The sequence below is a fragment of the Streptomyces sp. NPDC005898 genome, assembly GCF_040629635.1.
Taxonomy (GTDB): domain Bacteria; phylum Actinomycetota; class Actinomycetes; order Streptomycetales; family Streptomycetaceae; genus Streptomyces.
In genome coordinates this window covers 20,240-43,292 of sequence record NZ_JBEXWC010000036.1, presented here as the reverse complement: position 1 = coordinate 43,292, position 23,053 = coordinate 20,240, and the positions used below count along the sequence as shown (strand labels likewise).

At 74.2% G+C, this 23,053-nt stretch carries 25 protein-coding genes and 1 riboswitch; of the genes, 12 read left to right on the top strand and 13 right to left on the bottom strand.

Annotated elements, in window-relative coordinates; translation table 11 throughout:
• Nucleotides 1-32: 32 nt before the first annotated feature.
• The 4 genes from ABZ385_RS31140 to ABZ385_RS31125 form a co-directional block, all read right to left on the bottom strand.
• On the bottom strand, nucleotides 33-1,577 hold the full coding sequence (locus ABZ385_RS31140; RefSeq protein ID WP_358700354.1) for a cobyric acid synthase: 1,545 nt from the start codon (nucleotides 1,575-1,577) through the stop codon (nucleotides 33-35).
• The gene (locus ABZ385_RS31135) at nucleotides 1,574-2,545 is read right to left on the bottom strand and encodes a cobalamin biosynthesis protein (protein WP_358913982.1); all 972 of its coding nucleotides are present in this window, start codon (nucleotides 2,543-2,545) and stop codon (nucleotides 1,574-1,576) included. Before ABZ385_RS31135 ends, ABZ385_RS31140 begins: the two co-directional genes overlap by 4 nt.
• A 129-nt stretch (nucleotides 2,546-2,674) precedes the next feature.
• Nucleotides 2,675-2,760, bottom strand: a riboswitch (cobalamin riboswitch).
• A 156-nt stretch (nucleotides 2,761-2,916) separates the two neighbouring features.
• The gene (locus ABZ385_RS31130; RefSeq protein ID WP_358589346.1) at nucleotides 2,917-3,144 is read right to left on the bottom strand and encodes a hypothetical protein; all 228 of its coding nucleotides are present in this window, start codon (nucleotides 3,142-3,144) and stop codon (nucleotides 2,917-2,919) included.
• A gap of 12 nt (nucleotides 3,145-3,156) precedes the next feature.
• Complete coding sequence (locus tag ABZ385_RS31125; protein WP_358589344.1) at nucleotides 3,157-4,455, bottom strand: inorganic phosphate transporter; 1,299 nt, start codon at nucleotides 4,453-4,455, stop codon at nucleotides 3,157-3,159.
• 335 nt (nucleotides 4,456-4,790) lie between these two features.
• Here ABZ385_RS31125 and ABZ385_RS31120 point away from each other — a divergent pair, with 335 nt between their 5' ends.
• The 3 genes from ABZ385_RS31120 (at nucleotide 4,791) to ABZ385_RS31110 (ending at nucleotide 8,489) form a co-directional block, all read left to right on the top strand.
• Nucleotides 4,791-5,519: a class II aldolase/adducin family protein gene (locus tag ABZ385_RS31120; protein WP_358913981.1), complete on the top strand. Its 729-nt coding sequence runs from the start codon at nucleotides 4,791-4,793 to the stop codon at nucleotides 5,517-5,519.
• A 169-nt stretch (nucleotides 5,520-5,688) separates the two neighbouring features.
• Nucleotides 5,689-6,825, top strand: a complete 1,137-nt coding sequence (locus tag ABZ385_RS31115) for a hypothetical protein (protein WP_358913980.1) — start codon at nucleotides 5,689-5,691, stop codon at nucleotides 6,823-6,825.
• A gap of 155 nt (nucleotides 6,826-6,980) precedes the next feature.
• The gene (locus ABZ385_RS31110) at nucleotides 6,981-8,489 is read left to right on the top strand and encodes a hypothetical protein (RefSeq protein ID WP_358913979.1); all 1,509 of its coding nucleotides are present in this window, start codon (nucleotides 6,981-6,983) and stop codon (nucleotides 8,487-8,489) included.
• Nucleotides 8,490-8,528: 39 nt separating this feature from the next.
• Here the strand turns inward: ABZ385_RS31110 and ABZ385_RS31105 are convergent, their stop codons facing one another.
• Together ABZ385_RS31105 and ABZ385_RS31100 are read right to left on the bottom strand one after the other, a co-directional pair.
• Nucleotides 8,529-8,942, bottom strand: coding sequence for a VOC family protein (locus ABZ385_RS31105; protein ID WP_358589334.1), 414 nt, complete (start codon nucleotides 8,940-8,942; stop codon nucleotides 8,529-8,531).
• 129 nt (nucleotides 8,943-9,071) lie between these two features.
• Nucleotides 9,072-9,962: a neutral zinc metallopeptidase gene (locus ABZ385_RS31100; RefSeq protein WP_358589331.1), complete on the bottom strand. Its 891-nt coding sequence runs from the start codon at nucleotides 9,960-9,962 to the stop codon at nucleotides 9,072-9,074.
• A gap of 228 nt (nucleotides 9,963-10,190) precedes the next feature.
• On the opposite strand from ABZ385_RS31100, the gene ABZ385_RS31095 reads away from it, so the two are divergent.
• The 4 genes from ABZ385_RS31095 to ABZ385_RS31080 all read left to right on the top strand — a co-directional run bounded on the left by ABZ385_RS31095 (nucleotide 10,191) and on the right by ABZ385_RS31080 (nucleotide 14,200).
• Nucleotides 10,191-10,964 carry a hypothetical protein gene (locus ABZ385_RS31095; RefSeq protein ID WP_358913978.1) on the top strand — a complete coding sequence of 258 codons (774 nt, stop codon included), beginning with the start codon at nucleotides 10,191-10,193 and terminating at the stop codon, nucleotides 10,962-10,964.
• 122 nt (nucleotides 10,965-11,086) lie between these two features.
• Nucleotides 11,087-12,685 carry an ABC-F family ATP-binding cassette domain-containing protein gene (locus ABZ385_RS31090; protein ID WP_358586045.1) on the top strand — a complete coding sequence of 533 codons (1,599 nt, stop codon included), beginning with the start codon at nucleotides 11,087-11,089 and terminating at the stop codon, nucleotides 12,683-12,685.
• A gap of 353 nt (nucleotides 12,686-13,038) precedes the next feature.
• Nucleotides 13,039-13,263 carry a helix-turn-helix domain-containing protein gene (locus ABZ385_RS31085; protein WP_358586047.1) on the top strand — a complete coding sequence of 75 codons (225 nt, stop codon included), beginning with the start codon at nucleotides 13,039-13,041 and terminating at the stop codon, nucleotides 13,261-13,263.
• A 133-nt stretch (nucleotides 13,264-13,396) separates the two neighbouring features.
• The gene (locus tag ABZ385_RS31080; protein WP_358913977.1) at nucleotides 13,397-14,200 is read left to right on the top strand and encodes an enoyl-CoA hydratase/isomerase family protein; all 804 of its coding nucleotides are present in this window, start codon (nucleotides 13,397-13,399) and stop codon (nucleotides 14,198-14,200) included.
• A gap of 96 nt (nucleotides 14,201-14,296) precedes the next feature.
• Here ABZ385_RS31080 and ABZ385_RS31075 read toward each other — a convergent pair whose 3' ends face one another.
• Nucleotides 14,297-15,028, bottom strand: coding sequence for a nucleopolyhedrovirus P10 family protein (locus tag ABZ385_RS31075; RefSeq protein ID WP_358913976.1), 732 nt, complete (start codon nucleotides 15,026-15,028; stop codon nucleotides 14,297-14,299).
• A gap of 95 nt (nucleotides 15,029-15,123) precedes the next feature.
• On the opposite strand from ABZ385_RS31075, the gene ABZ385_RS31070 reads away from it, so the two are divergent.
• The 5 genes from ABZ385_RS31070 to amaP are packed head-to-tail and all read left to right on the top strand — an operon-like array spanning nucleotide 15,124 to nucleotide 17,462.
• On the top strand, nucleotides 15,124-15,609 hold the full coding sequence (locus ABZ385_RS31070) for an Asp23/Gls24 family envelope stress response protein (protein WP_358586052.1): 486 nt from the start codon (nucleotides 15,124-15,126) through the stop codon (nucleotides 15,607-15,609).
• Between the two features lie 37 nt (nucleotides 15,610-15,646).
• Nucleotides 15,647-15,832 carry a hypothetical protein gene (locus tag ABZ385_RS31065; protein ID WP_055550183.1) on the top strand — a complete coding sequence of 62 codons (186 nt, stop codon included), beginning with the start codon at nucleotides 15,647-15,649 and terminating at the stop codon, nucleotides 15,830-15,832.
• 3 nt (nucleotides 15,833-15,835) lie between these two features.
• Nucleotides 15,836-16,180, top strand: coding sequence for a hypothetical protein (locus tag ABZ385_RS31060; protein WP_358586054.1), 345 nt, complete (start codon nucleotides 15,836-15,838; stop codon nucleotides 16,178-16,180).
• Nucleotides 16,177-16,878, top strand: coding sequence for a DUF6286 domain-containing protein (locus tag ABZ385_RS31055; protein ID WP_358586056.1), 702 nt, complete (start codon nucleotides 16,177-16,179; stop codon nucleotides 16,876-16,878). Before ABZ385_RS31060 ends, ABZ385_RS31055 begins: the two co-directional genes overlap by 4 nt.
• Before the next feature lie 5 nt (nucleotides 16,879-16,883).
• On the top strand, nucleotides 16,884-17,462 hold the full coding sequence (gene amaP, locus ABZ385_RS31050) for an alkaline shock response membrane anchor protein AmaP (RefSeq protein WP_358913986.1): 579 nt from the start codon (nucleotides 16,884-16,886) through the stop codon (nucleotides 17,460-17,462).
• Nucleotides 17,463-17,507: 45 nt separating this feature from the next.
• On the opposite strand, the gene ABZ385_RS31045 is transcribed toward amaP, so the two are convergent.
• From ABZ385_RS31045 to ABZ385_RS31020, 6 genes are all read right to left on the bottom strand, one after another.
• Nucleotides 17,508-18,263, bottom strand: coding sequence for an SDR family oxidoreductase (locus tag ABZ385_RS31045; protein WP_358586058.1), 756 nt, complete (start codon nucleotides 18,261-18,263; stop codon nucleotides 17,508-17,510).
• Between the two features lie 4 nt (nucleotides 18,264-18,267).
• Nucleotides 18,268-20,052 carry a glycoside hydrolase family 15 protein gene (locus ABZ385_RS31040; protein ID WP_358586060.1) on the bottom strand — a complete coding sequence of 595 codons (1,785 nt, stop codon included), beginning with the start codon at nucleotides 20,050-20,052 and terminating at the stop codon, nucleotides 18,268-18,270.
• A 65-nt stretch (nucleotides 20,053-20,117) separates the two neighbouring features.
• On the bottom strand, nucleotides 20,118-20,906 hold the full coding sequence (locus tag ABZ385_RS31035) for an SURF1 family protein (RefSeq protein ID WP_358586062.1): 789 nt from the start codon (nucleotides 20,904-20,906) through the stop codon (nucleotides 20,118-20,120).
• 105 nt (nucleotides 20,907-21,011) lie between these two features.
• Nucleotides 21,012-21,245: a hypothetical protein gene (locus tag ABZ385_RS31030; protein WP_358586064.1), complete on the bottom strand. Its 234-nt coding sequence runs from the start codon at nucleotides 21,243-21,245 to the stop codon at nucleotides 21,012-21,014.
• A gap of 122 nt (nucleotides 21,246-21,367) precedes the next feature.
• Nucleotides 21,368-22,363, bottom strand: coding sequence for a DEDDh family exonuclease (locus tag ABZ385_RS31025; protein WP_358586066.1), 996 nt, complete (start codon nucleotides 22,361-22,363; stop codon nucleotides 21,368-21,370).
• 31 nt (nucleotides 22,364-22,394) lie between these two features.
• On the bottom strand, nucleotides 22,395-23,030 hold the full coding sequence (locus tag ABZ385_RS31020) for a TetR/AcrR family transcriptional regulator (RefSeq protein ID WP_358913975.1): 636 nt from the start codon (nucleotides 23,028-23,030) through the stop codon (nucleotides 22,395-22,397).
• Between the last annotated feature and the right edge of the window lie 23 nt (nucleotides 23,031-23,053).

Here is a 23,053-nt window from a genome sequence, read left to right as displayed (position 1 = left end):
AGCCTCCTTGGTGCGGTGGTGCGGGGCGGTGCTCATGACGGCGCGCCCGGTGCGATGAACGGCAGGCCGGCCGGCGCGCCCTTCTCGATCAGGCGCGACAGCCCGTCCGTGTCCGCGTGTTCTTCGATCAGGTCACCGAGCAGGTCCAGCTGCTCCTCGCGCAGGGCGGCGAAGCTGGTGTCCGGCGCCGGCACGAAGCGGCGCCCGGCCGCGCGCGCCACCTCGGTGAGGAAGCGGCGCCGGAACGCGTCGCTCTCCAGCGACCCGTGCCAGTGCGTGCCCCACACCTCACCGACCCGGCAGCCGTCCAGGAACGGCTCCCCGCCGGCGACCTCGGCGACCCCGTGATGGATCTCGTACCCCTCGACCGGTTCGCCGAGGGCCTCGCCGACCGGCCGGGCCAGCGTCTTCTCCCGGGCGAACCGCACCCGCACCGGCAGCAGGCCGAGCCCGTCCACCGAGCCCGCCCGCGACTCGACGTCGTCCTCGATGTGCTCGCCGAGGACCTGGAAGCCGCCGCAGATCCCGAGCACCGGACGCCCCTCGGCGGCCCGGCGCGCCAGCGCGTCCGCGAGCCCGCGCTCCCGCAGCCACTGGAGCGCCCGTACGGTCCCCCGGGTGCCCGGCACGACCACGAGGTCGGCGTCGACCAGCTCCTCGGCCCGGTCCACGAACCGCACGACGACACCCGGCTCGGCGGCCAGCGCGTCCACGTCCGTGAAGTTGGACATCAGCGGCACCGCGCACACCGCGACCCGCAGCACGTCCGCGCCGACCGGCGGCGCCACGGCCGACTCCCGCACGGCGCCCCGCAGGGACACCCGCAGGCCGTCCTCCTCGTCGATGCCGAGCCCGTGCCGGTAGGGCAGCACACCGAAGGTGCGCCGGCCGGTGAGGCCCTGGAGCATGTCGAGGCCGGGTTCGAGGAGCGAGACGTCCCCCCGGAACTTGTTGACGAGGTATCCGGCCACCAGCTCCTGGTCGGCCGCGCTCAGCAGCGCCGTCGTCCCGAAGAACGAGGCGAACACCCCGCCCCGGTCGATGTCCCCGACCACCAGGACGGGGAAGCGGGCGGCGCGCGCGATGCCCATGTTCACGATGTCGGTGCGCCGCAGATTGATCTCGGCGGGACTGCCCGCGCCCTCGCAGATCACGACGTCGTACGTGCTCCGCAACTCCTCCAGACACCCCACGACGGTCTCCAGGAGCGCCTGGCGCCCTCCCGGCTGCGGTGTCCCGGAGGACGCTCCGCCGGGACCGCCGAAGAACCCGCGCGCGCTCATCTCGCCCACCGGCTTGCCCATGAGGACGACCTGGCTGGAGCGGTCGCTGCCCGGCTTGAGCAGGACGGGGTTCATCAGCGCGCTCGGCTCGACGCGGGCGGCCTGCGCCTGCATGGCCTGCGCCCGGCCGATCTCGGCGCCCTCGCGGGTCACGAAGGAGTTCAACGACATGTTCTGCGCCTTGAACGGCGCGACGGACACGCCCTTGCGGGCGAGCCACCGGCAGATCCCCGCGGTGACGACGCTCTTCCCGGCGTCCGATGTGGTCCCGGCGACCAGCAGTCCACCGCTCATGCTCTTCTCCCTGACTTCGCCGCTCGCGGCGACCTCGTCGACCCCAGCACCCGCCGGGCCGCCACCGCGACCCCCAGCGCCAGCCAGCTGACCCGCCGGGAGAGCCGCACGGCCCGCTCGATGTCCGCCACGCGCACGTCCCGCCCGCCCGCGTTCAGCACGGGCCGGTGCTCGACCCGCCCCCCGTACGAGAGGGTGCCGCCGAGCCGTACGCCCAGCGCCCCCGCGAAGGAGGCCTCGACGGGACCGGCGTTCGGGCTCGGGTGCTTGGCGGCGTCCGCGCGCCACGCCCGCACCGCCCCCGAGGGCGAAGTCCCGGCCAGCGCCGCGAGCCCCGCGGTGAGCCGGGCCCCCGGCCAGCCGAGGACGTCGTCCAGCCGGGCCGACGCCCAGCCGTAGCGCCGGTACCGGGGCGACTTGTGCCCGACCATCGCGTCGAGGGTGTTCACGGCGCGGAAGGCGACGAGCCCCGGCACCCCGCCGACGGCGCCCCACACCAGCGCGCCGACCACGGCGTCCGAGGTGTTCTCGGCGACGGACTCGACCACGGCGCGCGCGATGCCGTCGCGGTCCAGCGCCTGCGGGTCCCGGCCGCACAGATGGGGCAGCCGCTCCCGGGCCACCTCGATGTCCCCCGCTTCGAGGGCGCCGCCGACGGCCCGCGCCTCCCGGCCCAGCGAGGTCCCGCCGACCACGGCCCAGGTCGCGGCGGCGGTCAGCGCGACGGACGCGGCGGGGGAGCGGCGCACGAGACGGGCGGCGAGGGCGGCGGCTCCCGCCGCGCCCCCGGCGCACACCACGGCGTGCAGTGCGCCCCATCCGCGGTGGTCGCGCCACAGCAGCCGTTCGACGGCGCCCGCCGCCCGGCCGAACCCGGCGACCGGATGGCCGCGGCGGGGATCGCCGAGCAGCAGGTCGCCCAGGAGGCCGGCGGCGGCGCCGTACGCGAAGTCGCGGTCGGCACTCATCGGCTCAGCCGGCCGCTGTGCCGAGAAGGGAGCTGACGCTCGGGGAGTGGTCCGGCAACGGGCGGCCGCGCATGGCGATATGTCCTCACTCAGGGTGTCCGCGCCCTGGTTCGACGTGATCGGCGGCGAGAGTTCCTGGCTTTCCGGGGGAGCGTCCGTGACGGCCTCCCGGTGACAGTGGCGGGACCGCGCCGGATTCGCACCGGCTTCCTCTTCTGCCGCCGTAGTTGGCCCCGGAAGTCCACCACGCCCCGCGAACGCCCGTCAACTCGCCGTTGACCTGCGGCGGGAGAGTGTGCGGAGCCCCACATACGACGGTGGGGCGCCGGACGTGAACACACGTCCCGCACCCCACCGGGGAGTCGCCGCCGTCAGGCGACGATCAGATAGATCCCGTACGCCACGGCCGCCGCGCACAGGGCGAAGCAGGCGTACGCGCCGGTGCGGGCCAGGGCCGCGGAGCCGCCGGCCGGGGCGGCGGCGGCCGTCTCCTGCTTGGAGAGGCCGACGACGCCGAGGGTGAACAGGCCCACGAGAGCCACCGTCACGGCGAGGCTGACTCCGAAGACCGAACCGAGAGCTGCCCAGTCGATGTGCATGCTGATGTGTCCTTACACCGTCGCGGGCCGGGCGGGGTCCGCCATGGCGCCGGTCGAGGTCGTGGTCGGGGCCGCGATGGTGGCCTTGACCGGTTCGTCGGCGAGGGCGCCGACGGCGGTCAGCGTGCCCGCGGGGGGCGGGGAGACGGCGGCGATGGCCGTGGTGACGACGCCCGCGGGCTCGGCGCCCGGGACGGCGGCGCGGCGGATCTCGTCGTCGGTGACGTTGGTGTGGTCGACGGAGTTGCGCCGCGAGAGCACCCAAATGACCGCGGCGCCCGCGATGAGCAGCGCGGCGGTGGCCGCGACGCCCCAGGGGCCCTGCTGGGTGAGGAACTCGGCGCCCGCGCCGACCAGGCCGGCGGCCGGCAGGGTCAGGCCCCAGGCGATGAACATGCGGGTCGCGGTCGACCAGCGGACCACGCCGCCCTTGCGGCCGAGACCCGCGCCCATCACGGCGCCGGAGCAGGACTGGGTGGTGGAGAGCGAGAAGCCCAGGTGCGAGGAGGCGAGGATGACCGTCGCGGCGCTGGTCTGGGCGGCGAAGCCCTGCTGCGGCTGGAGGTCGGTGAGGCCCTTGCCCATGGTGCGGATGATGCGCCAGCCGCCCAGGTAGGTGCCGAGGGCGATGGCCACACCGGCCGAGACGATGACCCACAGCGGGGGGTTCGAGCCGGGGCTCAGGACTCCGCCGGTGACCAGGGCGAGCGTGATGATGCCCATGGTCTTCTGCGCGTCGTTCGTGCCGTGGGCCAGCGAGACGAGGCCCGCGGAGGCGATCTGGCCCGCGCGGTAGCCCTTGGCGGTGGCCCGGGTGTCGGTGTTGCGGCCGATCCGGTAGGTGAGGCGGGTGGCCAGCATCGCGGCGAGGCCCGCCACGAGCGGCGCGGCGAGGGCCGGGATGAGGATCTTGGTGACGACGGTGCCGCCGTTGATCGACGACCAGCCCATCGACATGACCGCGGCGCCGATGAGGCCGCCGAAGAGGGCGTGGGAGGAGCTGGAGGGCAGGCCCACCAGCCAGGTCAGCAGGTTCCACAGGATCGCGCCGACGAGCGCGGCGAAGATGACCTCGGTCTTGAGGCCGTCCTCGTTGACGATGCCGCCTGAGATCGTCTTGGCGACTTCGACGGAGAGGAAGGCTCCGACGAGGTTCAGCACGGCGGACATGGCCACCGCCGTCTTGGGCTTGAGAGCGCCGGTCGAGATGGTCGTCGCCATCGCGTTGGCAGTGTCGTGGAAACCGTTCGTGAAATCGAACACGAGAGCGGTGACGATCACGATCCCGAGGAGAAGCGTGATGTGTTCCATTTACCCAGGCTTCTGTTGGACGTCAGTGGCATGAGAAACGTAGGCAACCTGGGTGAACGGAAAGTGAACTGGGCCGGGCGACGCGGTGACCCTAAGCGGAGCGCCGCCTCTCCATATCCTCCAGGCGTCTGCGAGCGATCGTACGGAGTGGGGGCTCAGGCCCCCTGATCCAGCCGGAGTGTCGCCCTCCGCCACGCTCCTGGGCGCCCTCGCGCACCCCCTTTCCGCGCCCCAAGCGGAATGGCACACCACCCTCCCCGAGAGACCCATCTCACCCGCCCCGGGCTCTCGGCGAGGCCTACAGGGCCGCGCCGCCGGCTGGCAGGATCGCCCCCATGACTGAGCAGCGGCAGGGCGCGGAGCGGGACGCCGTCGGGCGGGCATGGGGCGAGCTGGTCGAGACGGCGCGCAGGACGGTGGCGGACGGCCTCGTCGTCGGCACCTCGGGCAACGTCTCCGTACGGGTCGGCGACACGGTCCTGGTCACTCCGAGCGGCGTGCCCTACGACCGGCTGGGGCCCGCCGACGCGCTCGGCGTCGACCTCGCGGGGCGGCGCGTCCTCGGGGAGCTCACGCCCACCAGCGAGCTGCCCATGCACCTGGCGATCTACCGCAGCACCGACGCGCGGGCCGTGGTCCACACCCACGCCGTGCACGCCACCGCCGTCTCGATGCTGGTCTCCGAGCTGCCGGCCGTCCACTACATGACGGGCGCCCTCGGAGGCCCGGTCCGCGTGGCCCCCTACGCGCTCTACGGCACCGACGAACTGGCCCAGAACATGCTCCGGGCCCTGCGCGAACGCACCGGCTGCCTCCTGCGCAACCACGGCACCATCACCTACGGGGACTCCCTGGCCCAGGCGTACGACCGCACCGCGCAGCTGGAATGGATGTCCCGCCTGTGGCTCACGGCCAGCGCGGTGCCCGGCCGTGCCCCCACCCTCCTGTCCGACGCCCAGCTGCGCGAGGCACGCGACAAACTGCGCGGCTACGGACAGCCCGCTGCCGCGCAGGCCGCTCCCGGCGAGCGTCCACATCCGGCCGAGCCGTTTCCCGACCGTTGACAGCGCCATCCCGGGGCACCAGACACGTATGGCAGAACCGACGCGTACACCCGGCTCCCGGCCCGCGGGCCGACGGGGCGGGGCGCTGCCCTGGCAGCGCCCCGCGCCCGCATCACCCCGCGGGCCCCGCCCACTGGCCCCAAGGCGCCTGCCCCCGGACACTGGGACAGTGCGCCCAGCCAAAGCGACGGCAGCGGCCGTCACCGCAGTCACAGCAGCCCTCGGGACAGCCGCGGCCGCGGTCGCGGCGGGCAGATTCGCCAGCGACGCCGCCCTCAAGGCTCCGGCGGGCCGCCCGCTGCCGACCGAGCCACGCCTGACCGTGCACGCCACGGCCGCCGGCCAGATCACCCTGACCCGCGCCCTGGCCAGCCTGCGCCCCGGCACCTACGGCCTGAGCGGCAGCGGCACCCACGCGATCGTGGGCCCGGTCCTGGACGGGGCCCCGCACAAGGCGGACACCGTCGTGCGCCGCCTCGAATCCGTCACCCACGGCACCCTGGAACCGGGCGCGAAGGTCTGGCTCACCCCGCAGGTCCACCTCGGCGACCCGGGCACCGCGCTCGGCCTCGACCACGAGGAGGTCGTCGTCCCCGGCGAGCTCGGCGGCCTGCCCGCCTGGTTCGTGCCCGGACCGCGCGACACCTGGGTCATCACCGTGCACGGCCTCGGCACCTCCCGCGAACACCCCATGGTCGTCATGGACTTCCTGCACCGCCTGCAACTGCCGGTGCTCGACATCGCCTACCGCGGCGACCCGGGCGCCCCCCGCTCCGCGGACGGCCTCGGCCACCTCGGCGAGACGGAGTGGCGCGATCTGGACGCCGCCATCCGCTACGCGGTGCGCCGCGGGGCGCGCAACGTCATCCTGCACGGCTGGTCCACCGGCGCCACGATGTGCCTGCACGCCGCCGCGCACTCGGCGCTGCGCGAGCGCGTCAGCGGCCTCGTCCTGGACTCCCCGGTGCTCCACTGGGAGACCACCCTGCGCGCCCTCGCCGCCGCCCGGCGCACCCCGGGGCCGCTCCTGCCGCTCGCGGTCCGCGCGGCACAGGGCCGCACGGGGCTGCGCGGCGACCGCGTCCTCGCGGCCGCCCGCCCCGACCTGCTGCGGGTCCCTACGCTGATCCTGCACGGCCCCGACGACGCCATCGCCCCGTGGGACCACTCCCGGCAACTGGCCAAGCGGCGCCCCGAACTGGTCACCCTGCGGGTCGTCCCCGGCGCCCCGCACGGCGCCATGTGGAACGCCGACCCGGCGGGCTACGAAGAGGCCCTGCGCCGTTTCCTCACCCCCCTGATGTGACACTCCGCCGAGGTGGCACCCGCTGAGTGGCACCCCCTGATGTGACCGTCCGCACCTTTCCGACCCGGCCGCGAAATCCCTGTCGCACGGCGTCCCGAGGGCCACCGACGCCATCCCGTTTGGGTTTTCGGACCGTCAACAGGAAGACTGCTCCCGTGACGTCCCGTACCCCGCGCGACTCCAGGCTCCGACTCGTCCGTGCTCCCCGCCAGAGGGCCGAGAAGCGGGGGGAGGCCCAGCGCGACCCAGCGCGCCCCCTCTCCGCCGCCCCCGGCGCGGTGAGCAACCGCCGCACGCGCCGCCCCGCGCCCCGCCCGCCCGAGGGCACGCCGGCGCCCTCCGAGCTGGCCCGGGGAGCACGCGAGGGCCTCGCCGACGCGGTGCGGGTCGCCCGCTGGGCCGACGCCGCCCTGCGCCCGGGGCCCGCCCGCACCGGCGCGCGGCCGGACGGCAGGGGCGCCCTGTCCGACGCCACCGCCGAACGGGCCGCCGCCGAGCTGGGACTGACCCCCGCTCAGGTCCGCGCCGACTGGGACACCGCGCGCCTCGCGGGCCTCGTGGAGATGCACGGCGACAGCGCCCGCCCCGGCTGGCGCCTGCGCGCCTGGGACCGCGACGACACCGCCGTGCTGCGCGGCTGGGTCGCGCTCTTCGACGCCTGGTCGCTGGCCCATCCGGCGCCGGACGACCTGCCCGCCGCGGCGGTCGCCGAGGTCGTCGAGGCCATGCCGCAGGTCCTGTCCTTCCTGCAGCTGTCGGCGGGCCCGGTCCCCGTGCCGCAACTGCTCGACCTCCTGGACCAGCGCGTCACCGAACTGCGCACCGAACGCTGCGAGATCCCGTACGGCGCGCACTCCGGGTCCGCCCCCGAGGCGACCCCCGAAACCGCCCCGGCCGACCGCGCCGAAGAGAACGCCCCGGTCGACCGCGCCGAAGAGGACGCCCCGCTGCCGGCCCTCCTGGACTGGGCGCTGCACGGCCTCGCCGCCGTCGGCGCGCTCACCTTCGCCGACGGACAGGCCACCCTCACCCCGCTCGGCAGCTGGGCGGTCTGGGTCAAGCTGGAGCAGATCTGCGTCGCGGCGCAGAGCCCCGCCGGGCACTTCGAGCAGTCCGCCGAGGAGATGCTGCGCGGCTGCGCCCGCCTGCGGCCCAACGCGGCCCGCGCCGAGTACCGCGCCTGGCTCGCCGCCCGCCCCGTCGGCAGCGCCGTCACCGACCTGCTCACCGCCGCCCGCGGCGAGGACGCCCTGCTGCGCGGCCTCGCCTTCGAGGCGCTGCGCGTCGTCGGAGCCCCGGCCGAGGCGGAGGTGAGGGCCGTCCTGGACGAGACCCCGCTGCGGCCCTACGCCCTGCTGTGGCTCGCCGAACAGGAGGGCGCCGACCCCGAGGACGTCCACCTCGTGCTGACCCGCGAGGAGTCCACCTGGCTGTGGATCGACACCGCGGCGGCCGTCGCCGACCACGGGGAGGCCCAACTGCTCGTCCGGCACCTGGAGTCGGCCGTGCAGCCCACCGTGCCCGCCCTCCTGGACGAGGTGCGCCGCGCGGGGCACCCCCGCACCGTGCAGGTCCTGGTCGCCCTCGCGGCGGCCCACCCCGACCCGGCGCTCGCCAAGGCCGTGCGCCGCGCCGCCTTCCAGGTGCACACCGGCGGCGAGTGACACCCGGCCGGGGCGGCCGCGGTACGGCCTGGTGCGGGGTCAGGGCCGTATCTCGGGGGCGTACGTGCCGAAGCTCCACACGTTGCCCTCGGCGTCCCTGGCCATGTAGTCCCGCGAGCCGTAGTCCTGGTCGGTCGGGGGCATCAGGATCTCCGCCCCGTGCTCCTTGGCCCGCTGGTGATGGGCGTCCACGTCGTCCACGACGATGTACGCCCCGCTGGGCCCCGCGTCCTTCATCACCTGGTCGAAGAGACCGCCCCGGCCCTTGGAGCCGAGCATCACCGCGCCGTTGCCCTGCGCCAGCTCGGCGTGCATGACGCTGCCGTCCTCACCCTCGTACACGCTCACCTCGGTGAAGCCGAAGGCCTCCGTCAGCTGCTTGATCGCGGCCTTCGCGTCCGCGTACAGCAGTGTCGGGAAGACGCTCGGCCGTCCGCCGTCGTCGCCTGCCATGCCGATCACTCCCATCGGATCCCTGACGCGGGATGTGATCCACCCCACACCTGTCCCCAGTCTCGCACCAGGGTCCGGCAACGCCCCGCCGGAGCCCGAGCGGGCCGGGCCCCGCCCCGGTCGGCCCACTCAGCGGAAGGTGTCGCACTGCCCCATCTCGCCGGTGCGGTAGCCCCGGTAGAACCACTCCTGGCGCTGCTCGGCCGAGCCGTGCGTCCAGGACTCGGGGGTGACCCGGCCCTGGAACTTCTCCTGGATGCGGTCGTCGCCGACCGCGGCCGCCGCGTCCAGGCCGTCCCGGATGTCCGCGTCGTCGAGGCTGCTGATCAGCGGCTTGCCCGTGCGCTCGTCGGGGCTGCGGGTCGCGTGCCGCGCCCACACCCCGGCGTAGCAGTCGGCCTGGAGCTCGACCTTCACCGCGTTGCTGTCGCGGCCCGTGCGCCCGTCCTGGGCCCGCCCCAGGACGCCCGTCAGGTTCTGCACGTGGTGCCCGTACTCGTGGGCCACCACATACGCCTGCGCGAACGGACCGCCCGAGGAGCCGAACTTCGTGCGCAGCTCGTCGAAGAAGCCCAGGTCCAGATAGACCTTCCGGTCGCCCGGGCAGTAGAACGGGCCGACCGCCGAGGTCGCCGACCCGCAGGCGGTGCCCACGCGGCCGGTGAACAGGACGGTCCGCGCGGGCGAGTACGAGGCCCGCCTCCGCTGGAACTCCGGGCGCCAGAAGTCCTGGACGCTGTTGACCACCGCCACGATGCGGCAGTCCTCCTTGGTGTTCGCGTCCCGCCCCGTGCGGCAGCTCTGCTGCACCTGCGCGAGGGACGACGAGGACGCCTCGGGCTCCTCGTCACCGGACGACAGGCCCAGCTGATCGGGCCCCACCCCGAACAGCAGGCCGAGCACCAGCGCGATGAGACCGGCGATGCCGCCGCCGACCGTCGCCCGGCCGCCGGGGATGCGACTGCCGCGCACATCCTGCACCTCGGAGGTGTCCAGGCCGGCGTCGTCGTCGAACTGCATGGGCGTACCCCTCTGTGTCGCACTCCGGGCGGCACGCGCCGCCCCGCACCGAGTCCCCGGCCACTTCATCCTCATGCGCCCGCCCTCGCGCGGCCCCGGTCGGAGGTCCGAACGGGGGAACGCACCGGGGACCCCGCGCCGTGTCGCGCCGACGGGCGAGGGCGGTCCGCGGCCCCGCCGCTACGCTCTGCGCCTGATCCGTGGGCAGTGGTACCGAAGGGGGGCGTCATGGCCGCTCCGCCGCGCGCGCCGGCCGCCGGCCCCGGGGCGGTGCCCGCGCGCCGGGCCCGCACGGGCGCCCGCCTCCTGCTCCCCGTCGCCCTCGCGCTGCTCGCCGTGCCGCTCGTCACCGCCGCCCACCACTCCCGGCCCGCCCCCTACGGAGACCACCTCGCCGCCCACGCGCGCGTGAGCGGCGCCGGCGCCGGCCCGGCCCCCGCCCTGCGGATCAGGGGACGGGCCGTCGAGGCGTACGACCCGCGCGGCGGCACGGTCCGCTGGACGTACACGCGCGAGGGGCGCCGACCCCTCGCGCTGCTGCCCGCGCCCGGGCACGCCTTCGCGCTCTGGAGCGACGGTCTGGTCACGGACACCGAACGCGACGCGGGCCGCTTCGTGCGCTGGCACCGGGCCATCCCGCAGAGCGCCGCGTGGCTGCGCACCCCGGCCGCGCGCGGCGGCGCCGGAGTGCTCCGGCCGCTCACCGACGGCGCCCGCATGCTGGCGGTCGTCACCCCGCACCGCATCGCCGCCTACCGCGCCGCGGACGGCGATCTGCGCTGGGTGCTGCCCGCGCGCCCGGGCTGCGCCTTCGCGCCGGCCCGCTCCCTGCGCCGCGGCGGCGCCCTGCTCGTCGCGCAGCCCTGCCCGGGGGCCGCCCTGTCCTGGACGGCGCAGGTCATCGCGGTGGACGACCGCGGACGCGTCGTCCCGGGCCGCACGCCGCTGGGCAACGGAGACCTGGAGCGGGGCGCGGAGCGCGCCGGGAGCCCAGAAAACTAGTTGCGTTCGCCCGTTAGAATGGCTGCCATGGCAGCTCCTCTCCTCAGTTGGACGGCGTAGACACCGGCCCCGAGCAACCAGTCGTCCCTCTCGCCGTCCACCCTGTTCAGGAGTAACCCCCCGTGATCACCGCTTCCGGCATCGAGCTGCGCGCCGGCGCCCGCATCCTCATCGAGAACGCCTCCTTCCGCATCGCCAAGGGCGACCGCATCGGCCTGGTCGGCCGCAACGGCGCGGGCAAGACCACCCTCACCAAGTGCCTCGCGGGTGAGGGCATCCCCGCGGGCGGCACGATCTCGCGCTCCGGAGAGGTCGGCTACCTCCCCCAGGACCCGCGCACCGGCGACCTCGACGTGCTGGCCCGCGACCGCATCCTCTCCGCGCGCGGCCTCGACACCCTGATCCGCAAGATGCGCGAGAACGAACAGCGCATCGCCAACGGCCAGGGCTCCACGCGCGACAAGGCCATGAAGCAGTACGAGCGCCAGGAGACGGAGTTCCTCACCAAGGGCGGGTACGCCGCCGAGGCCGAGGCCGCCACCATCGCCGCCGCGCTGAACCTCCCGGACCGGGTGCTCGGGCAGCCCCTGCACACCCTCTCCGGCGGTCAGCGCCGCCGTATCGAGCTGGCCCGCATCCTCTTCTCGGACGCCGACACGCTCCTGCTCGACGAGCCGACCAACCACCTCGACGCCGACTCCATCGTCTGGCTGCGCGACTACCTGAAGACCTACCGCGGCGGCTTCATCGTGATCTCCCACGACGTCGACCTCGTGGAGACGGTCGTCAACAAGGTCTTCTACCTGGACGCCAACCGCTCGGCGATCGACGTCTACAACATGGGCTGGAAGCTCTACCAGCAGCAGCGCGAGTCCGACGAGAAGCGCCGCAAGCGCGAGCGCCAGAACGCCGAGAAGAAGGCCGCCGTCCTGCACTCGCAGGCCGACAAGATGCGCGCCAAGGCCACCAAGACGGTCGCCGCGCAGAACATGGCGCGCCGCGCCGACAAGCTCCTCGCGGGCCTGGAGGAGGTGCGCCGCGGCGACAAGGTCGCCAAGCTCCGCTTCCCCGAGCCCTCGCCGTGCGGCAAGACGCCGCTGATGGCGGAGGGCCTGTCGAAGTCGTACGGCTCGCTGGAGATCTTCACCGACGTCGACCTCGCGATCGACAAGGGCTCGCGCGTGGTCATCCTCGGCCTCAACGGCGCGGGCAAGACGACCCTCCTGAAGCTGCTCGGCGGCGCCGAGAAGCCCGACACCGGCCAGGTGATCGAGGGCCACGGCCTCAAGCTCGGGTACTACGCCCAGGAGCACGAGACCCTGGACCCCGAGCGCACGGTCCTGGAGAACATGCGCTCGGCCGCCCCCGACCTCGACCTGGTCGAGGTGCGCAAGACGCTCGGCTCCTTCCTCTTCTCCGGGGACGACGTCGACAAGCCGGCGGGCGTGCTCTCCGGTGGTGAGAAGACCCGGCTCGCGCTCGCGACCCTCGTCGTCTCCTCGGCCAACGTCCTGCTCCTGGACGAGCCCACCAACAACCTCGACCCGGCGAGCCGCGAGGAGATCCTCGGCGCCCTGCGCACCTACAAGGGCGCGGTCGTCCTCGTCACCCACGACGAGGGCGCCGTCGAGGCGCTCCAGCCGGAGCGGATCATCCTGCTGCCGGACGGCGTGGAGGACCTGTGGGGTCCGGACTACGCGGACCTCGTGGCGCTCGCCTGAGCCGTCCACTTCGCGTGATCGAACCACTGATCCACTGCGTATGGATCATTCGGCCGATCCGTGATCCCTCATCTGTGTGAGCCGTCCTCGTACCGAGGTGTGTCATACACGCATTTCGGGGCGTCGTGGGCATGATGACGGCCGTCTCCGCCACCACCCCGCTGACCTGGTGATTCTCGGCGCGGCCCGTTCGCATGTACGACCCTCGGCGCGCGGAATCATCGATTCCGTTCGTGGCGTCGCAGGTCCGGGCGGCAAACCTTGTCGTACGGACCTTGCCGAATGGGTGGCCAGGAGGCCCGCGAGGGGTGATCATGAGAAGTCCAGAGCGCACTTCCCACGAGGAGGCACGGGTGGCCGAGACTCTGAAGAAGGGCAGCCGGGTGACCGGCGCCGCGCGCGACAAGCTCGCGGCAGACCTGAAGAAGAAGTACGACGGCGGTGCGAGCATCCGGGCGTTGGCCGAGGAGACCGGTCGTTCGTACGGGTTCGTGCACCGCATGCTCAGTGAGTCCGGCGTCACGCTGCGGGGACGCGGCGGGGCGACGCGCGGCAAGAAGGCCGCCCCCGCCGGCTGACGGTGGGCGCGCGCTGTTCCATGGTCCGATGGTGACCACCCGGTCGATCGCCTGATCGGCCGGGTGGTTACTGTGCAGTCACTTACGGGCGCTCCCGGGCGTCCGGACCGACCGCACCCCATCGGAGGCACCCATGGCTTCGTCCGACAGCGAGCTCGCACCGGTTCTCGACAAGGACGGCGTACGCCTCACCATCGACGAGGCCGTCGCCACGGTGACGCTGACCAACCCGGCCAAAAGGAACGCCCAATCTCCCGCGCTGTGGAGGGCGTTGGCCGAGGCCGGTCAGCTGCTGCCGGGCAACGTCCGGGTCGTGGTGCTGCGCGGGGAGGGCAAGTCCTTCTCCGCCGGCCTGGACCGGCAGGCGTTCACGCCCGAGGGCTTCGACGGCGAGCCGTCCTTCATCGATCTGGCGCGCGGTGAAGACGGCGTCCTTGACGCCACCATCGCCGAGTACCAGGAGGCGTTCACCTGGTGGCGGCGCAGCGACCTCGTGAGCGTCGCCGCCGTTCAGGGGCATGCCATCGGCGCCGGGTTCCAGCTCGCGCTCGCCTGCGACCTGCGGATCGCGGCCGACGACGTGCAGTTCGCCATGCGCGAGACCAGTCTCGGCCTCGTCCCCGACCTCACCGGCACGCATCCGCTCGTGGGGCTCGTCGGCTACGCCCGCGCGCTGGAGATCTGCGCCACCGGCCGCTTCGTCCACGCGGACGAGGCCGAGCGGATCGGCCTCGCCAACCTCGTCGTCCCCGCCGACCAGCTCGAAGCCGCCGCGCAGGACCTGGCGGCCGCGCTGATCGCCGCGCCGCGCGACGCGGTCATCGAGACCAAGGCGCTGCTGCAGGGCGCCGTGAACCGTTCGTACGAGGAGCAGCGCGTCGCCGAGCGTGCCGCGCAGGGCCGCCGCCTGCGGGACCTCGCAGGCCTCGGCGACTGACGCCACCTCGGCGGCCCTGGGCTAGGGCCTCTCTTCCGGTCCGTGCCGGGCTCGCGGCGTCCGGCACGCCCGCTCGCCGCGTTGTCGTCGGTCGCCCTAGGGCGTTTCCACCGCGGTGACCAGCACCGCGACCGAAGGGTGGTCGGCCAGCGCGTCGCCGACCGCCGCGCGGACCGCGAGCGCCACGTCCAGGGCGCGGTGTGCGTGGCCCGTCGCCAGCTCCACGCGCACATGGCGGCGCGGCAGCGCGCCCGGCGCCGGCCGCTCCTCGACGACCACGGCCGGCCCGAGCGCGCCGGTCAGCCGGGTCACGCCGGGCACCGCGAGCGCCGCCTGCCCCGCGCGGGCCTCGTCGCCCTCGCCCGCCGGGACCTGGGCCGCGGGCGGGCGGGGCGCGGGCGGACGTACATCCTCCTCGGGGCCGATGCCCTCGCCCACGTCCAGCAGAGCCGTCACCCGCAGGTCCACCTCCTCGGCGGCGAGCCCGAGGCCCCGCGCCGCCTCGTGGAGCGCCGCGCGCAGCCGGTCCGCCGCCGCCGGCAGCGGCAGACCGGTGGCGGCCGTGAAGTCCCCCGTGACCCGCAGCGGCCCCGGTGGCAGCGCGCTCGGCGGGGGCGGCACCGCCGGGGCGCAGGCGGCGCCCGGATCGGCCGGGGCGACGCGCAGTCCGCCCAGGCGCACCCCGGTGACCCGTTGCGCCGCATGGCGCAGTACGGCACCGGCCGCCGCCTCCGTCACCCATGTGCCGTCCCGCGCGCCGCCCAGCGGAAGCACCCGGCCAAGGCCCAGTTGGCGGCGTACCGCCTCGGTCCACCCGTCACCCGTCATGCCTCCACCCTGCCGCATCCCTGGGGCGCCGTCGCGCAACCCGTCTTAATGTGGGCAAAGAAAGCAGATCCCCCTTTCGAACGGACGGTACGGCGATGACCGACACCGGAGAGCGGAAGACGTCGCAGACGCTGGAGAAGGACTCCCTGGGCCACGGCCTGGGCGGCGCGGGCGCCCGGGGCGGCGGTGACGCCGGGAGCCGGGGCCGCACGACCATCGCCGACGGCGTCGTGGAGAAGATCGCCGGACTCGCCGCACGCGACGTCGAAGGCGTGCACGCGATGGGCGGCGGCCTCGCGCGGACCTTCGGGGCCGTGCGCGACCGCGTCCCCGGCGGGGGCACGAAATCCGTCACGCGCGGAGTGAAGGCCGAGGTCGGCGAGGTGCAGACCGCGCTCGACCTGGAGATCGTCGTCGAGTACGGCGTGCCGATCGCCGATGTCGCCCAGGACGTGCGCGAGAACGTGATCGGCGCCGTCGAGCGCATGACCGGACTCGAAGTGGTCGAGGTCAACATCGCGGTGAGCGACGTGAAGCTGCCCGACGAGGACGACGAGGAGCCCGCGGGCCGTCTCCAGTAGCAACCAACCTTCAGCCGCGTCTCGCTAAGGAGCGCACATGAGCATGGCCGTGATCGGCATGGTGGCGGGAATGGCGCTCGGCTTCGCCGGATACTTCGGCGGATTCGGGGCGTTCCTGCTGGTGGCCGCCCTGGGAGCGATCGGCTTCGTGGCCGGCCGGTTCCTGGAGGGAGACCTGGAACCCGGCGAGTTCTTCCGCGCCCGCGGCGACCGGCGGCGGTGAGCGGTGGCGGCACAGGTCGCGCCCGGGGAGCGCGGCGCCACCCGGATCGCCGACCGGGTCGTCGCGAAGATCGCCGCCCGGGCGGCACGAGAGGCGCTGCGCACGGTGCCGGCCGACGGCTCCCCGCCGCACGCCACGGTCTCGGTCGCCCACCACGCCGCCCGGGTCCGCGTCAGCCTCGAACTGGACTACCCCTGCGACATCGGCCGCCAGTGCGGCGCCGTGCGCAGCCGGGTCGCCGAGCGCGTGGCGGCCTTGGCGGGCATGACCGTCCCCGAAGTGGTGGTCCAGGTGGAGCGGCTGCACTCGGCGCGGGTCCGCGCCGCGGGACAGGGGAGGATCCGATGAGCGAGACCCCGGAGAGCGGGGCCACACGGTCGCTGCCGGTCGTCGAACAGGCCGGTGAGGACCCGCAGGGCCGCTCCGGTTCCTCGGCGGACGGTTCCTCGTCCAGCGGTTCCTCGGCGGCGGGTCAGCCCCTGCCCACCCTCTCCGCCGACGACAAGGCGCCCCGGTTCTGGTCGTCGCGCCGGGTGCCCGCCGCTCTCCTCGCCTTGGTCGGCCTCGGCGTCGCCGGGCTGTTCCTGTACGACGTGGTCGCCGTGCGGGCCGGTCATCGCGCGATGAGCTGGCGGCGCGGACTCGCCCGCCGGCTCGGCGAGTGGTCCCTGGACGACACGGCGGTGCTGGTCGGGGCCGGCGTCGCCGCCCTCGTCGGCCTGTGGCTGCTCGTGCTCGCCGTGACACCGGGCCGGCGCGCGCTCCTGCCGATGCGGCGCACCGACGGCGACGTGCGCGCCGGACTCCACCGCGCGGCCGCCGCCACGCTGCTGCGCGACCGCGCCATGGACGTGTCCGGCGTGCAGTCCGCGCGGGTCCGCCTGACGCGTGCCAAGGCGGACGTCCGGGCGGTCGCACACTTCCGCGAACTCGACGACGTACGGGGCGACCTGGACGCGGCGCTGAGCGACGGCATCCGCGACCTCGGCCTGGCGCGCACCCCCGGACTCGCCGTCCGGGTCGCCCGGCCGGGAAGGAAGGGGTGAGCGCCATGCTCCGCTCGGTCAACCGCGTCGTCCTGGCCCTGGCCGGGCTGGTGCTGCTCGTCCTCGGCGGCTCGGTCCTCGCCGTCGGGCTCGGCGCCTCGCCGCCCTCCTGGTGGCTCCACGACGGGCGGCACGACGTGCTGCTCGACGAAGCCGAACGCACCCGCTGGCGTGACGAGGGATGGTTCTGGCCCACGGTCATCGCCGTCCTCGCCGCCCTGGTCCTGCTCGCCCTGTGGTGGCTCTCGGCGCAGCTGCGCAGGCGCCGTCTCGCGGAGGTCCTGGTGGCGACCGGGGACGGCGAGGGCGCGCTGGTGCGCGGGCGCGCCCTGGAGGACGTCCTGGCCGGGGAGGCGGAGTCGCTGGACGGCGTCGAACGCGCCCGGGCCACTCTCACCGGGCGGCGCGGCGCACCCCGGGCGCGCGTGGAACTCGTACTCGAACCGCGGGCCATGCCGTCCGACGCGCTGCGCCGGTTCTCCTCGGAGGTCCTCGCGCCCGCCCGCGACTCGGCGGGCCTCGCGAGCCTGCCCGCGACGGTGCGGCTGCGCGGTGTCAAGCACCGCGCGGACCGCGTGAGTTGACCGCACGCGGCCCCCTGCCCGCCCGCGCCGCCCGCCCCGCCGCGGTCAGAAGCCGCTGCGCGCCCCGCCGTCCACCGGCACCATGACCCCGGTCAGGTACGACGCGGCGGGCGACAGCAGGAACGCCGCCGCGCGGCCGAACTCCCGAGGTGTGCCGTAGCGGCGCAGCGGGATCCTCGCCTCGTTGGCCGCCCGGGTGGCCTCCGGGTCGGGGGAGAGGCCGTCCAGCTGCCGCATGCGGTCCGTGCCGATGCGGCCCGGCAGGACGCCGAGGACCCGGATGCCGCGCGGGCCGACCTCGTCCGCGAGGGACTTGGCGAACCCGGCGAGCCCGGGCCGCAGCCCGTTCGAGATCGTCAGGCCCGCGATCGGCTCGTACACCGAACCGGACAGCACGAAGGCGATGACGCCGCCCTCCCGCAGCTCCGTCGCGGCGGCGCGGGCGAGCCGCACCGCGCCGAGGAAGACGGACTCGAAGGCCGCCTGCCACTGCTCGTCGGTGCTGTCCGCGACGAAGCCGGGCGGCGGCCCGCCGACGCTGATCAGCACACCGTCGAAGCCGCCGAAGTGCTCGCGGGCCGCCGCGATCAGCCGGTCCGCGACGGCCGGGTCGGCGTTGTCGGCGGCGACACCGGCCGCGTTCGGGCCCAGCTCGGCGGCCGCCTCGGCGACGGCCTTCTCGTCGCGGCCGGTGATGACGACCTTCGCGCCGTCGGCGACCAGTTCCCGCGCGGTGGCGTTGCCGAGGCCGCGGCTCGCGCCGGTGACGACGTAGACACGGTCTTTCAGTCCAAGATCCATGCCCCTATCCTCCCGCCTCCCCGTCGAAGAGCGCGAGGGCGGTGTTCACCAGGCCGATGTGGCTGAACGCCTGCGGGAAGTTCCCGAGCTGACGGCCGCAGACCGGGTCGTACTCCTCCGCGAGCAGCCCCACGTCGTTGCTCAGCGACACCAGGCGCTCGAACAGCTCCCGCGCCTCCTTGGTGCGCCCCGTCATGTGCAGCGCGTCCGCCAGCCAGAACGAGCAGACGAGGAAGGTGCCCTCCTGGCCGGGCAGGCCGTCCATCTCCTTCTTGTCGGAGGTGTAGCGGCGCATCAGCCCGTGGTGGTCGAGCTCCGCGCGGACCGCGTCGATCGTGCCGATGACGCGCGGGTCGTCGGGCGGCAGGAACCCGGTGTGCGGGATGAGCAGCAAGGAGGCGTCCAGTTCCGTGGAACCGTAGGACTGCGTGAAGGTGTTGCGCTCGGGGTCATAGCCCCGTTCGCACACCTCGCGGTGCACCTCGTCCCGCAGCTTGCGCCAGCGGTCCGGGTCGCCGCGCAGCTCCGGGTTCTCCTCCAGGGCGCGCACCGCCCGGTCGGCGGCGACCCACACCATCACCTTGGAGTACACGAAGTGGCGGCCCGGCCCGCGGACCTCCCACAGGCCCTGATCGGGCTCGCGCCACTTCTCGTGCAGGAACTCCAGGAGGCAGAGCTGGAGGTTCCAGCCCTGGGCGCGGTGCGCTATCCCGGAGCGGTGGGCAAGGGCGAGGGAGTCGACGACCTCGCCGTAGACGTCGAGCTGCAACTGCTCCACGGCCTCGTTGCCGACGCGTACGGGGGCCGAGCCCTCGTAGCCGGGCAGCCAAGGGATCTCGTACTCGGGAAGGCGCCGCTCCCCGGCGAGGCCGTAGACGATCTGCAGGTCGGCGGCGTTGCCCGCGACCGCGCGCAGCAGCCAGTCGCGCCAGGCCTCGGCCTCCTCCAGATAGCCGGCCATCAGCAGCGCGCCCAGGGTGAGGGTGGAGTCGCGCAGCCAGCAGAAGCGGTAGTCCCAGTTGCGTACGCCGCCGATCTCCTCGGGCAGCGAGGTGGTGGCGGCGGCGACGATGCCGCCGGTCGGGGCGTAGGTGAGGGCCTTGAGCGTGATGAGGGAGCGCATCACCGCGTCGCGGTACGGACCGTCGTACTGGCAGCGCGCGGTCCAGGCGCGCCAGTCCTCCAGGCACTCGCGCAGCGCCTCGTGGGGGTCGACCAGGGGCGGGCGCGGTTCGTGCGAGGGGTGCCAGGTGAGGACGAACGCCACCTTCTCCCCCTCCTCGACGGTGAACTCGGAGTGGGTGCCGAAGTCGTGCCCCCAGGTGCGCACGGCCGGTTCGCTGCGCAGCCAGACGGAGTCCGGCCCGGCGACGGCGACGCGGTGGCCGTCCACCTTGCGCACCCAGGGCACCACGGAGCCGTAGTCGAAGCGGAGCCGCAGGGTGCTGCGCACGGTGACGCTGCCCTTGAGGCCTTCGACGATGCGTACGACATCGGGGGCGCGGTCGCGCTGCGGCATGAAGTCGGTGACGCGGACGGAGCCGTCCTCGGTGTCCCACTCGGTGTCGAGGACGAGGGAGTCATGGCGGTAGGCGCGACGGGTGCAGGAGCCGGCATCCGTGGGAGCGATGCGCCAGTGGCCGTTCCCCTCGTCGCCGAGCAGCGCGGCGAAACAGGCGGCGGAGTCGAACCGGGGCAGGCAGAGCCAGTCCAGGGAGCCGTCCTTGCCGATGAGGGCGGCGGTCTGGTGGTCGCCGATGAGCGCGAAGTCTTCGATAGGGCGGGACACGCAGAACGGGTTCCCGGGTCGGGGCCCCGCCAATCGAGAGGAGCCCGGGCAGTCGTGAGCGGCGCTCAGACGGCCGCCGGCGTCTTCTCCTCGGCGGGGGAGGCGGCCGCGGCGGCGCGGTCCCGGCGCTCCCTGCGGACCAGGACCACCCAGCCGACCGGGACGCCCGCGGCGAACAGCCACCACTGGACCGCGTACGCCATGTGCGGGCCGATCCCGCTGTGGTCGGGCTCGCCGATCAGTTCGGGGGAGCCGTCGCGGGGCTCGGGCGAGGTCTGCTCGATGTAGCCGCCGAGGACCTGCTTGCCGAGGCTCGCGGCCTGCTGGCCGCTGCTGATCAGCATGATCTGACGGTCCGGCAGGCCCCGGACGTCCTTGATGCCGCTGGCCGCGGACGTCTCGTCGGCCATCAGGCGGCCGGTGACGGTGATCTTGCCCCGGGGGGCGGCGGGGATATCGGGGAAGGCGGTCTGCGGGCCGTCGGCCGGGACCCAGCCGCGGTTGACGAGCAGGACCTTGCCGTCGGTCAGGACGAACGGGGTCAGGACGTGGAAGCCGACCTCGTCGTCGGCGTTGGTGCGGCGCCGCACGACGACCTCGTGCCGGGTGTCGAAGGTCCCCCTGGCGCTCACCCGGCGGTACAGGTCGGACCTCGGCACCTCGTGGCCGGGGGAGGTGAGCCGCTCGGCCGGGACCGGGTCGGCGGCCAGGGCCCGGGAGATCCGTCCGTTCTGCGCGACGCGGTGCTCGTGCCGGTGCAGCTGCCAGAAACCCAGCTCGACCATCGCGGGGATGAGGACGAGGGCGATGAGGGTGAGGATCACCCACTGCCGGGTCAGGAGGAAGCGGTACACCCCACGACGGTACAACTCGGTCGCGGGGTGTCTCGACGTGGGGTGTCCCGACGTGCGGTGTCCGGCCGTGGGGCGCCGCCACAGGGGGGGAGCGCGGGGCGGGCCTCAGACTCTGTCGACGATGCCCACCTGCCCCTCCGCGCGCGAGCAGTGGGCGCCGCAGTACCAGTGGCCGTCCGCCTCGACGCCCTGGCCGATGATGCGGCACCGGCAGTGCTCGCAGATGGGCGCCATGCGGTGGATGGCGCAGGAGAAGCAGTCGAAGACGTGCACCGCGCCCTGCGCGTGCACCTCGAAGGACATGCCGTAGTCGTTTCCGCAGACCTCGCAACGTGCCATGCGCCACAGCGTGGGGCGCGACGGCGGCGCGGGGCGAGCGGTGTGCGGGCGAGTCGCCCGCAATCACCCGTCTGACGGTCGGCTGCCCCAAATCACCCGTCTTGACGGTCGGCCGCCCGCCGTCACCCGTCCGTGGCGGGCGCCACGTCCTGGAGGAGCTGGCCGAAGGCCGCCTCGTCGATCACCGGCGTGCCGAACGAGCGCGCCTTGACGGTCTTGGAGGTGCCCGAGTCCGGGTCGTTCGTCACGAGCAGGCTGGTGAGGCGCGACACGCTCGTGGCGATGTGCAGGCCCGCCTCGACCGCCCGGTCCTCCAGGAGGTCGCGCTCCACGGAGGTGTCCCCGGAGAACGCCACCCGCATGCCCTGCTTGAGCGGTTTGCCCGGTTCATAACGCCCGGGGTTCGGGTGGGGGCACGGCGGGCGCTTGCGTGAGGGGCGCCAACTGCCCGGCCGGTACGACGAGGAGGGCGCAGGACCCGTCGACTGCCGGCCGATGCGGGGCGTGCCGTCGGACCACTCGGTGAGCGGCCGGCACTCCAGGAGCGGCAGGCGGACATTGCCGCCGGCCGCCGCGTGCAGGCTCGGACGGAACGCCTCGGCGAGCACGCGCGCGTCATCCAGCGCGTTGTGCGCGTGGCGCTGCTCGACGCCGAAGTGGGCGGCCAGCGACTCCAGCTTGTGGTTGGGCAGCGGCAGCGCCAGCTCCTTGGAGAGGGCGATCGTGCACAGCCGCTGGCGCACCGGGGCGACGCGCTCCGCGCGCGCGTACTCCCTGGCGATCATCGACCAGTCGAAGACGGCGTTGTGCGCGACGAGGACGCGGCCGTCGAGCCGGCTCGCGAACTCCTCGGCGATGTCCCGGAACAGCGGGGCGCCTTCGAGCGTCTCGCTGGTGAGGCCGTGGATCCAGACGGGACCGGGGTCGCGCTGGGGGTTGACCAGCGTGTACCAGTGGTCCTCGATCTCCCCCCGGGCGCCCACCCGGTAGACCGCGGCCGACACTATGCGGTCGTCGCGGGCCAGGCCGGTGGTCTCCACGTCGACGACCGCGTACCCCGTTGGATACGCGGCCGGCCAGGGGGCGGCGGGCGCTGCGGTCGTCTGGTCCTCGAGCATGGTCCCTGAGGATACGGGCCGCCACCGACAGTCAGGCGCCCGGTCCGAGAAGCCCCGTCACCAGAGCCTTGACGGAGGTGGTGAACAGCGCCTCCGGATCCAGTGGTCCGGCGAGCGCGCGGGCGAGCGCGCCGTCCCCCTGTGCGGCCCGCGCCGTCCACAACTCCTCCTCGCCGGGGTGCTGCGCGGGGGCGCGTTCGCGGTTGCGTTCGACCAGGACGTGGCCGACGACGAGGACCTGGACGGCGCGGACGGCGTCGGCGGCGCGGACACCGCGCAGGCCGGCCTCGTGCACCTCGTGGACCAGCGCACGCTGCGCGGGCAGGAACATCCGTTCGGTGAGCCCGCGTTCGTGGACCATCGCGACGAGGTGGGGATGGTCGAGCAGTTGGCGGTGCAGGGCACGGGCCACGGAGACGACGCGCTGGGCGGGGGTGCGGCCTGCCGGGCGGATCTCGCCGAGGTCGGCCAGCGTGCGCTCCACGAGGGCGTCCAGGAGCGCCTCGCGGTTGCCGACGTGCCAGTAGATCGAGGTGACGGCGGCGCCCAGCTCGTCGGCGAGGCCGCGCATCGTCAGGGCTCGCGGGCCGTGCCGCATGACCAGATGCTCGGCGGCGGCGAGGACGTCCTCCCGGCCCAGGCGCGTACGCGTCCCTTTACCCTTCACGGCTCCTGTTGTAACTGTGTTAC

What these genes read in the sequence shown, in the direction of transcription:
- ABZ385_RS31140 (WP_358700354.1), bottom strand. Translation starts at nt 1,577, where the DNA reads ATGAGCGGTGGACTGCTGGTCGCCGGGACCACATCGGACGCCGGGAAG.
- ABZ385_RS31135 (WP_358913982.1), bottom strand. Translation starts at nt 2,545, where the DNA reads ATGAGTGCCGACCGCGACTTCGCGTACGGCGCCGCCGCCGGCCTCCTG.
- ABZ385_RS31130 (WP_358589346.1), bottom strand. Translation starts at nt 3,144, where the DNA reads ATGCACATCGACTGGGCAGCTCTCGGTTCGGTCTTCGGAGTCAGCCTC.
- ABZ385_RS31125 (WP_358589344.1), bottom strand. Translation starts at nt 4,455, where the DNA reads ATGGAACACATCACGCTTCTCCTCGGGATCGTGATCGTCACCGCTCTC.
- ABZ385_RS31120 (WP_358913981.1), top strand. Translation starts at nt 4,791, where the DNA reads ATGACTGAGCAGCGGCAGGGCGCGGAGCGGGACGCCGTCGGGCGGGCA.
- ABZ385_RS31105 (WP_358589334.1), bottom strand. Translation starts at nt 8,942, where the DNA reads ATGGCAGGCGACGACGGCGGACGGCCGAGCGTCTTCCCGACACTGCTG.
- ABZ385_RS31100 (WP_358589331.1), bottom strand. Translation starts at nt 9,962, where the DNA reads ATGCAGTTCGACGACGACGCCGGCCTGGACACCTCCGAGGTGCAGGAT.
- ABZ385_RS31095 (WP_358913978.1), top strand. Translation starts at nt 10,191, where the DNA reads ATGGCCGCTCCGCCGCGCGCGCCGGCCGCCGGCCCCGGGGCGGTGCCC.
- ABZ385_RS31080 (WP_358913977.1), top strand. Translation starts at nt 13,397, where the DNA reads ATGGCTTCGTCCGACAGCGAGCTCGCACCGGTTCTCGACAAGGACGGC.
- ABZ385_RS31075 (WP_358913976.1), bottom strand. Translation starts at nt 15,028, where the DNA reads ATGACGGGTGACGGGTGGACCGAGGCGGTACGCCGCCAACTGGGCCTT.
- ABZ385_RS31070 (WP_358586052.1), top strand. Translation starts at nt 15,124, where the DNA reads ATGACCGACACCGGAGAGCGGAAGACGTCGCAGACGCTGGAGAAGGAC.
- ABZ385_RS31065 (WP_055550183.1), top strand. Translation starts at nt 15,647, where the DNA reads ATGAGCATGGCCGTGATCGGCATGGTGGCGGGAATGGCGCTCGGCTTC.
- ABZ385_RS31055 (WP_358586056.1), top strand. Translation starts at nt 16,177, where the DNA reads ATGAGCGAGACCCCGGAGAGCGGGGCCACACGGTCGCTGCCGGTCGTC.
- amaP (WP_358913986.1), top strand. Translation starts at nt 16,884, where the DNA reads ATGCTCCGCTCGGTCAACCGCGTCGTCCTGGCCCTGGCCGGGCTGGTG.
- ABZ385_RS31045 (WP_358586058.1), bottom strand. Translation starts at nt 18,263, where the DNA reads ATGGATCTTGGACTGAAAGACCGTGTCTACGTCGTCACCGGCGCGAGC.
- ABZ385_RS31030 (WP_358586064.1), bottom strand. Translation starts at nt 21,245, where the DNA reads ATGGCACGTTGCGAGGTCTGCGGAAACGACTACGGCATGTCCTTCGAG.
- ABZ385_RS31025 (WP_358586066.1), bottom strand. Translation starts at nt 22,363, where the DNA reads ATGCTCGAGGACCAGACGACCGCAGCGCCCGCCGCCCCCTGGCCGGCC.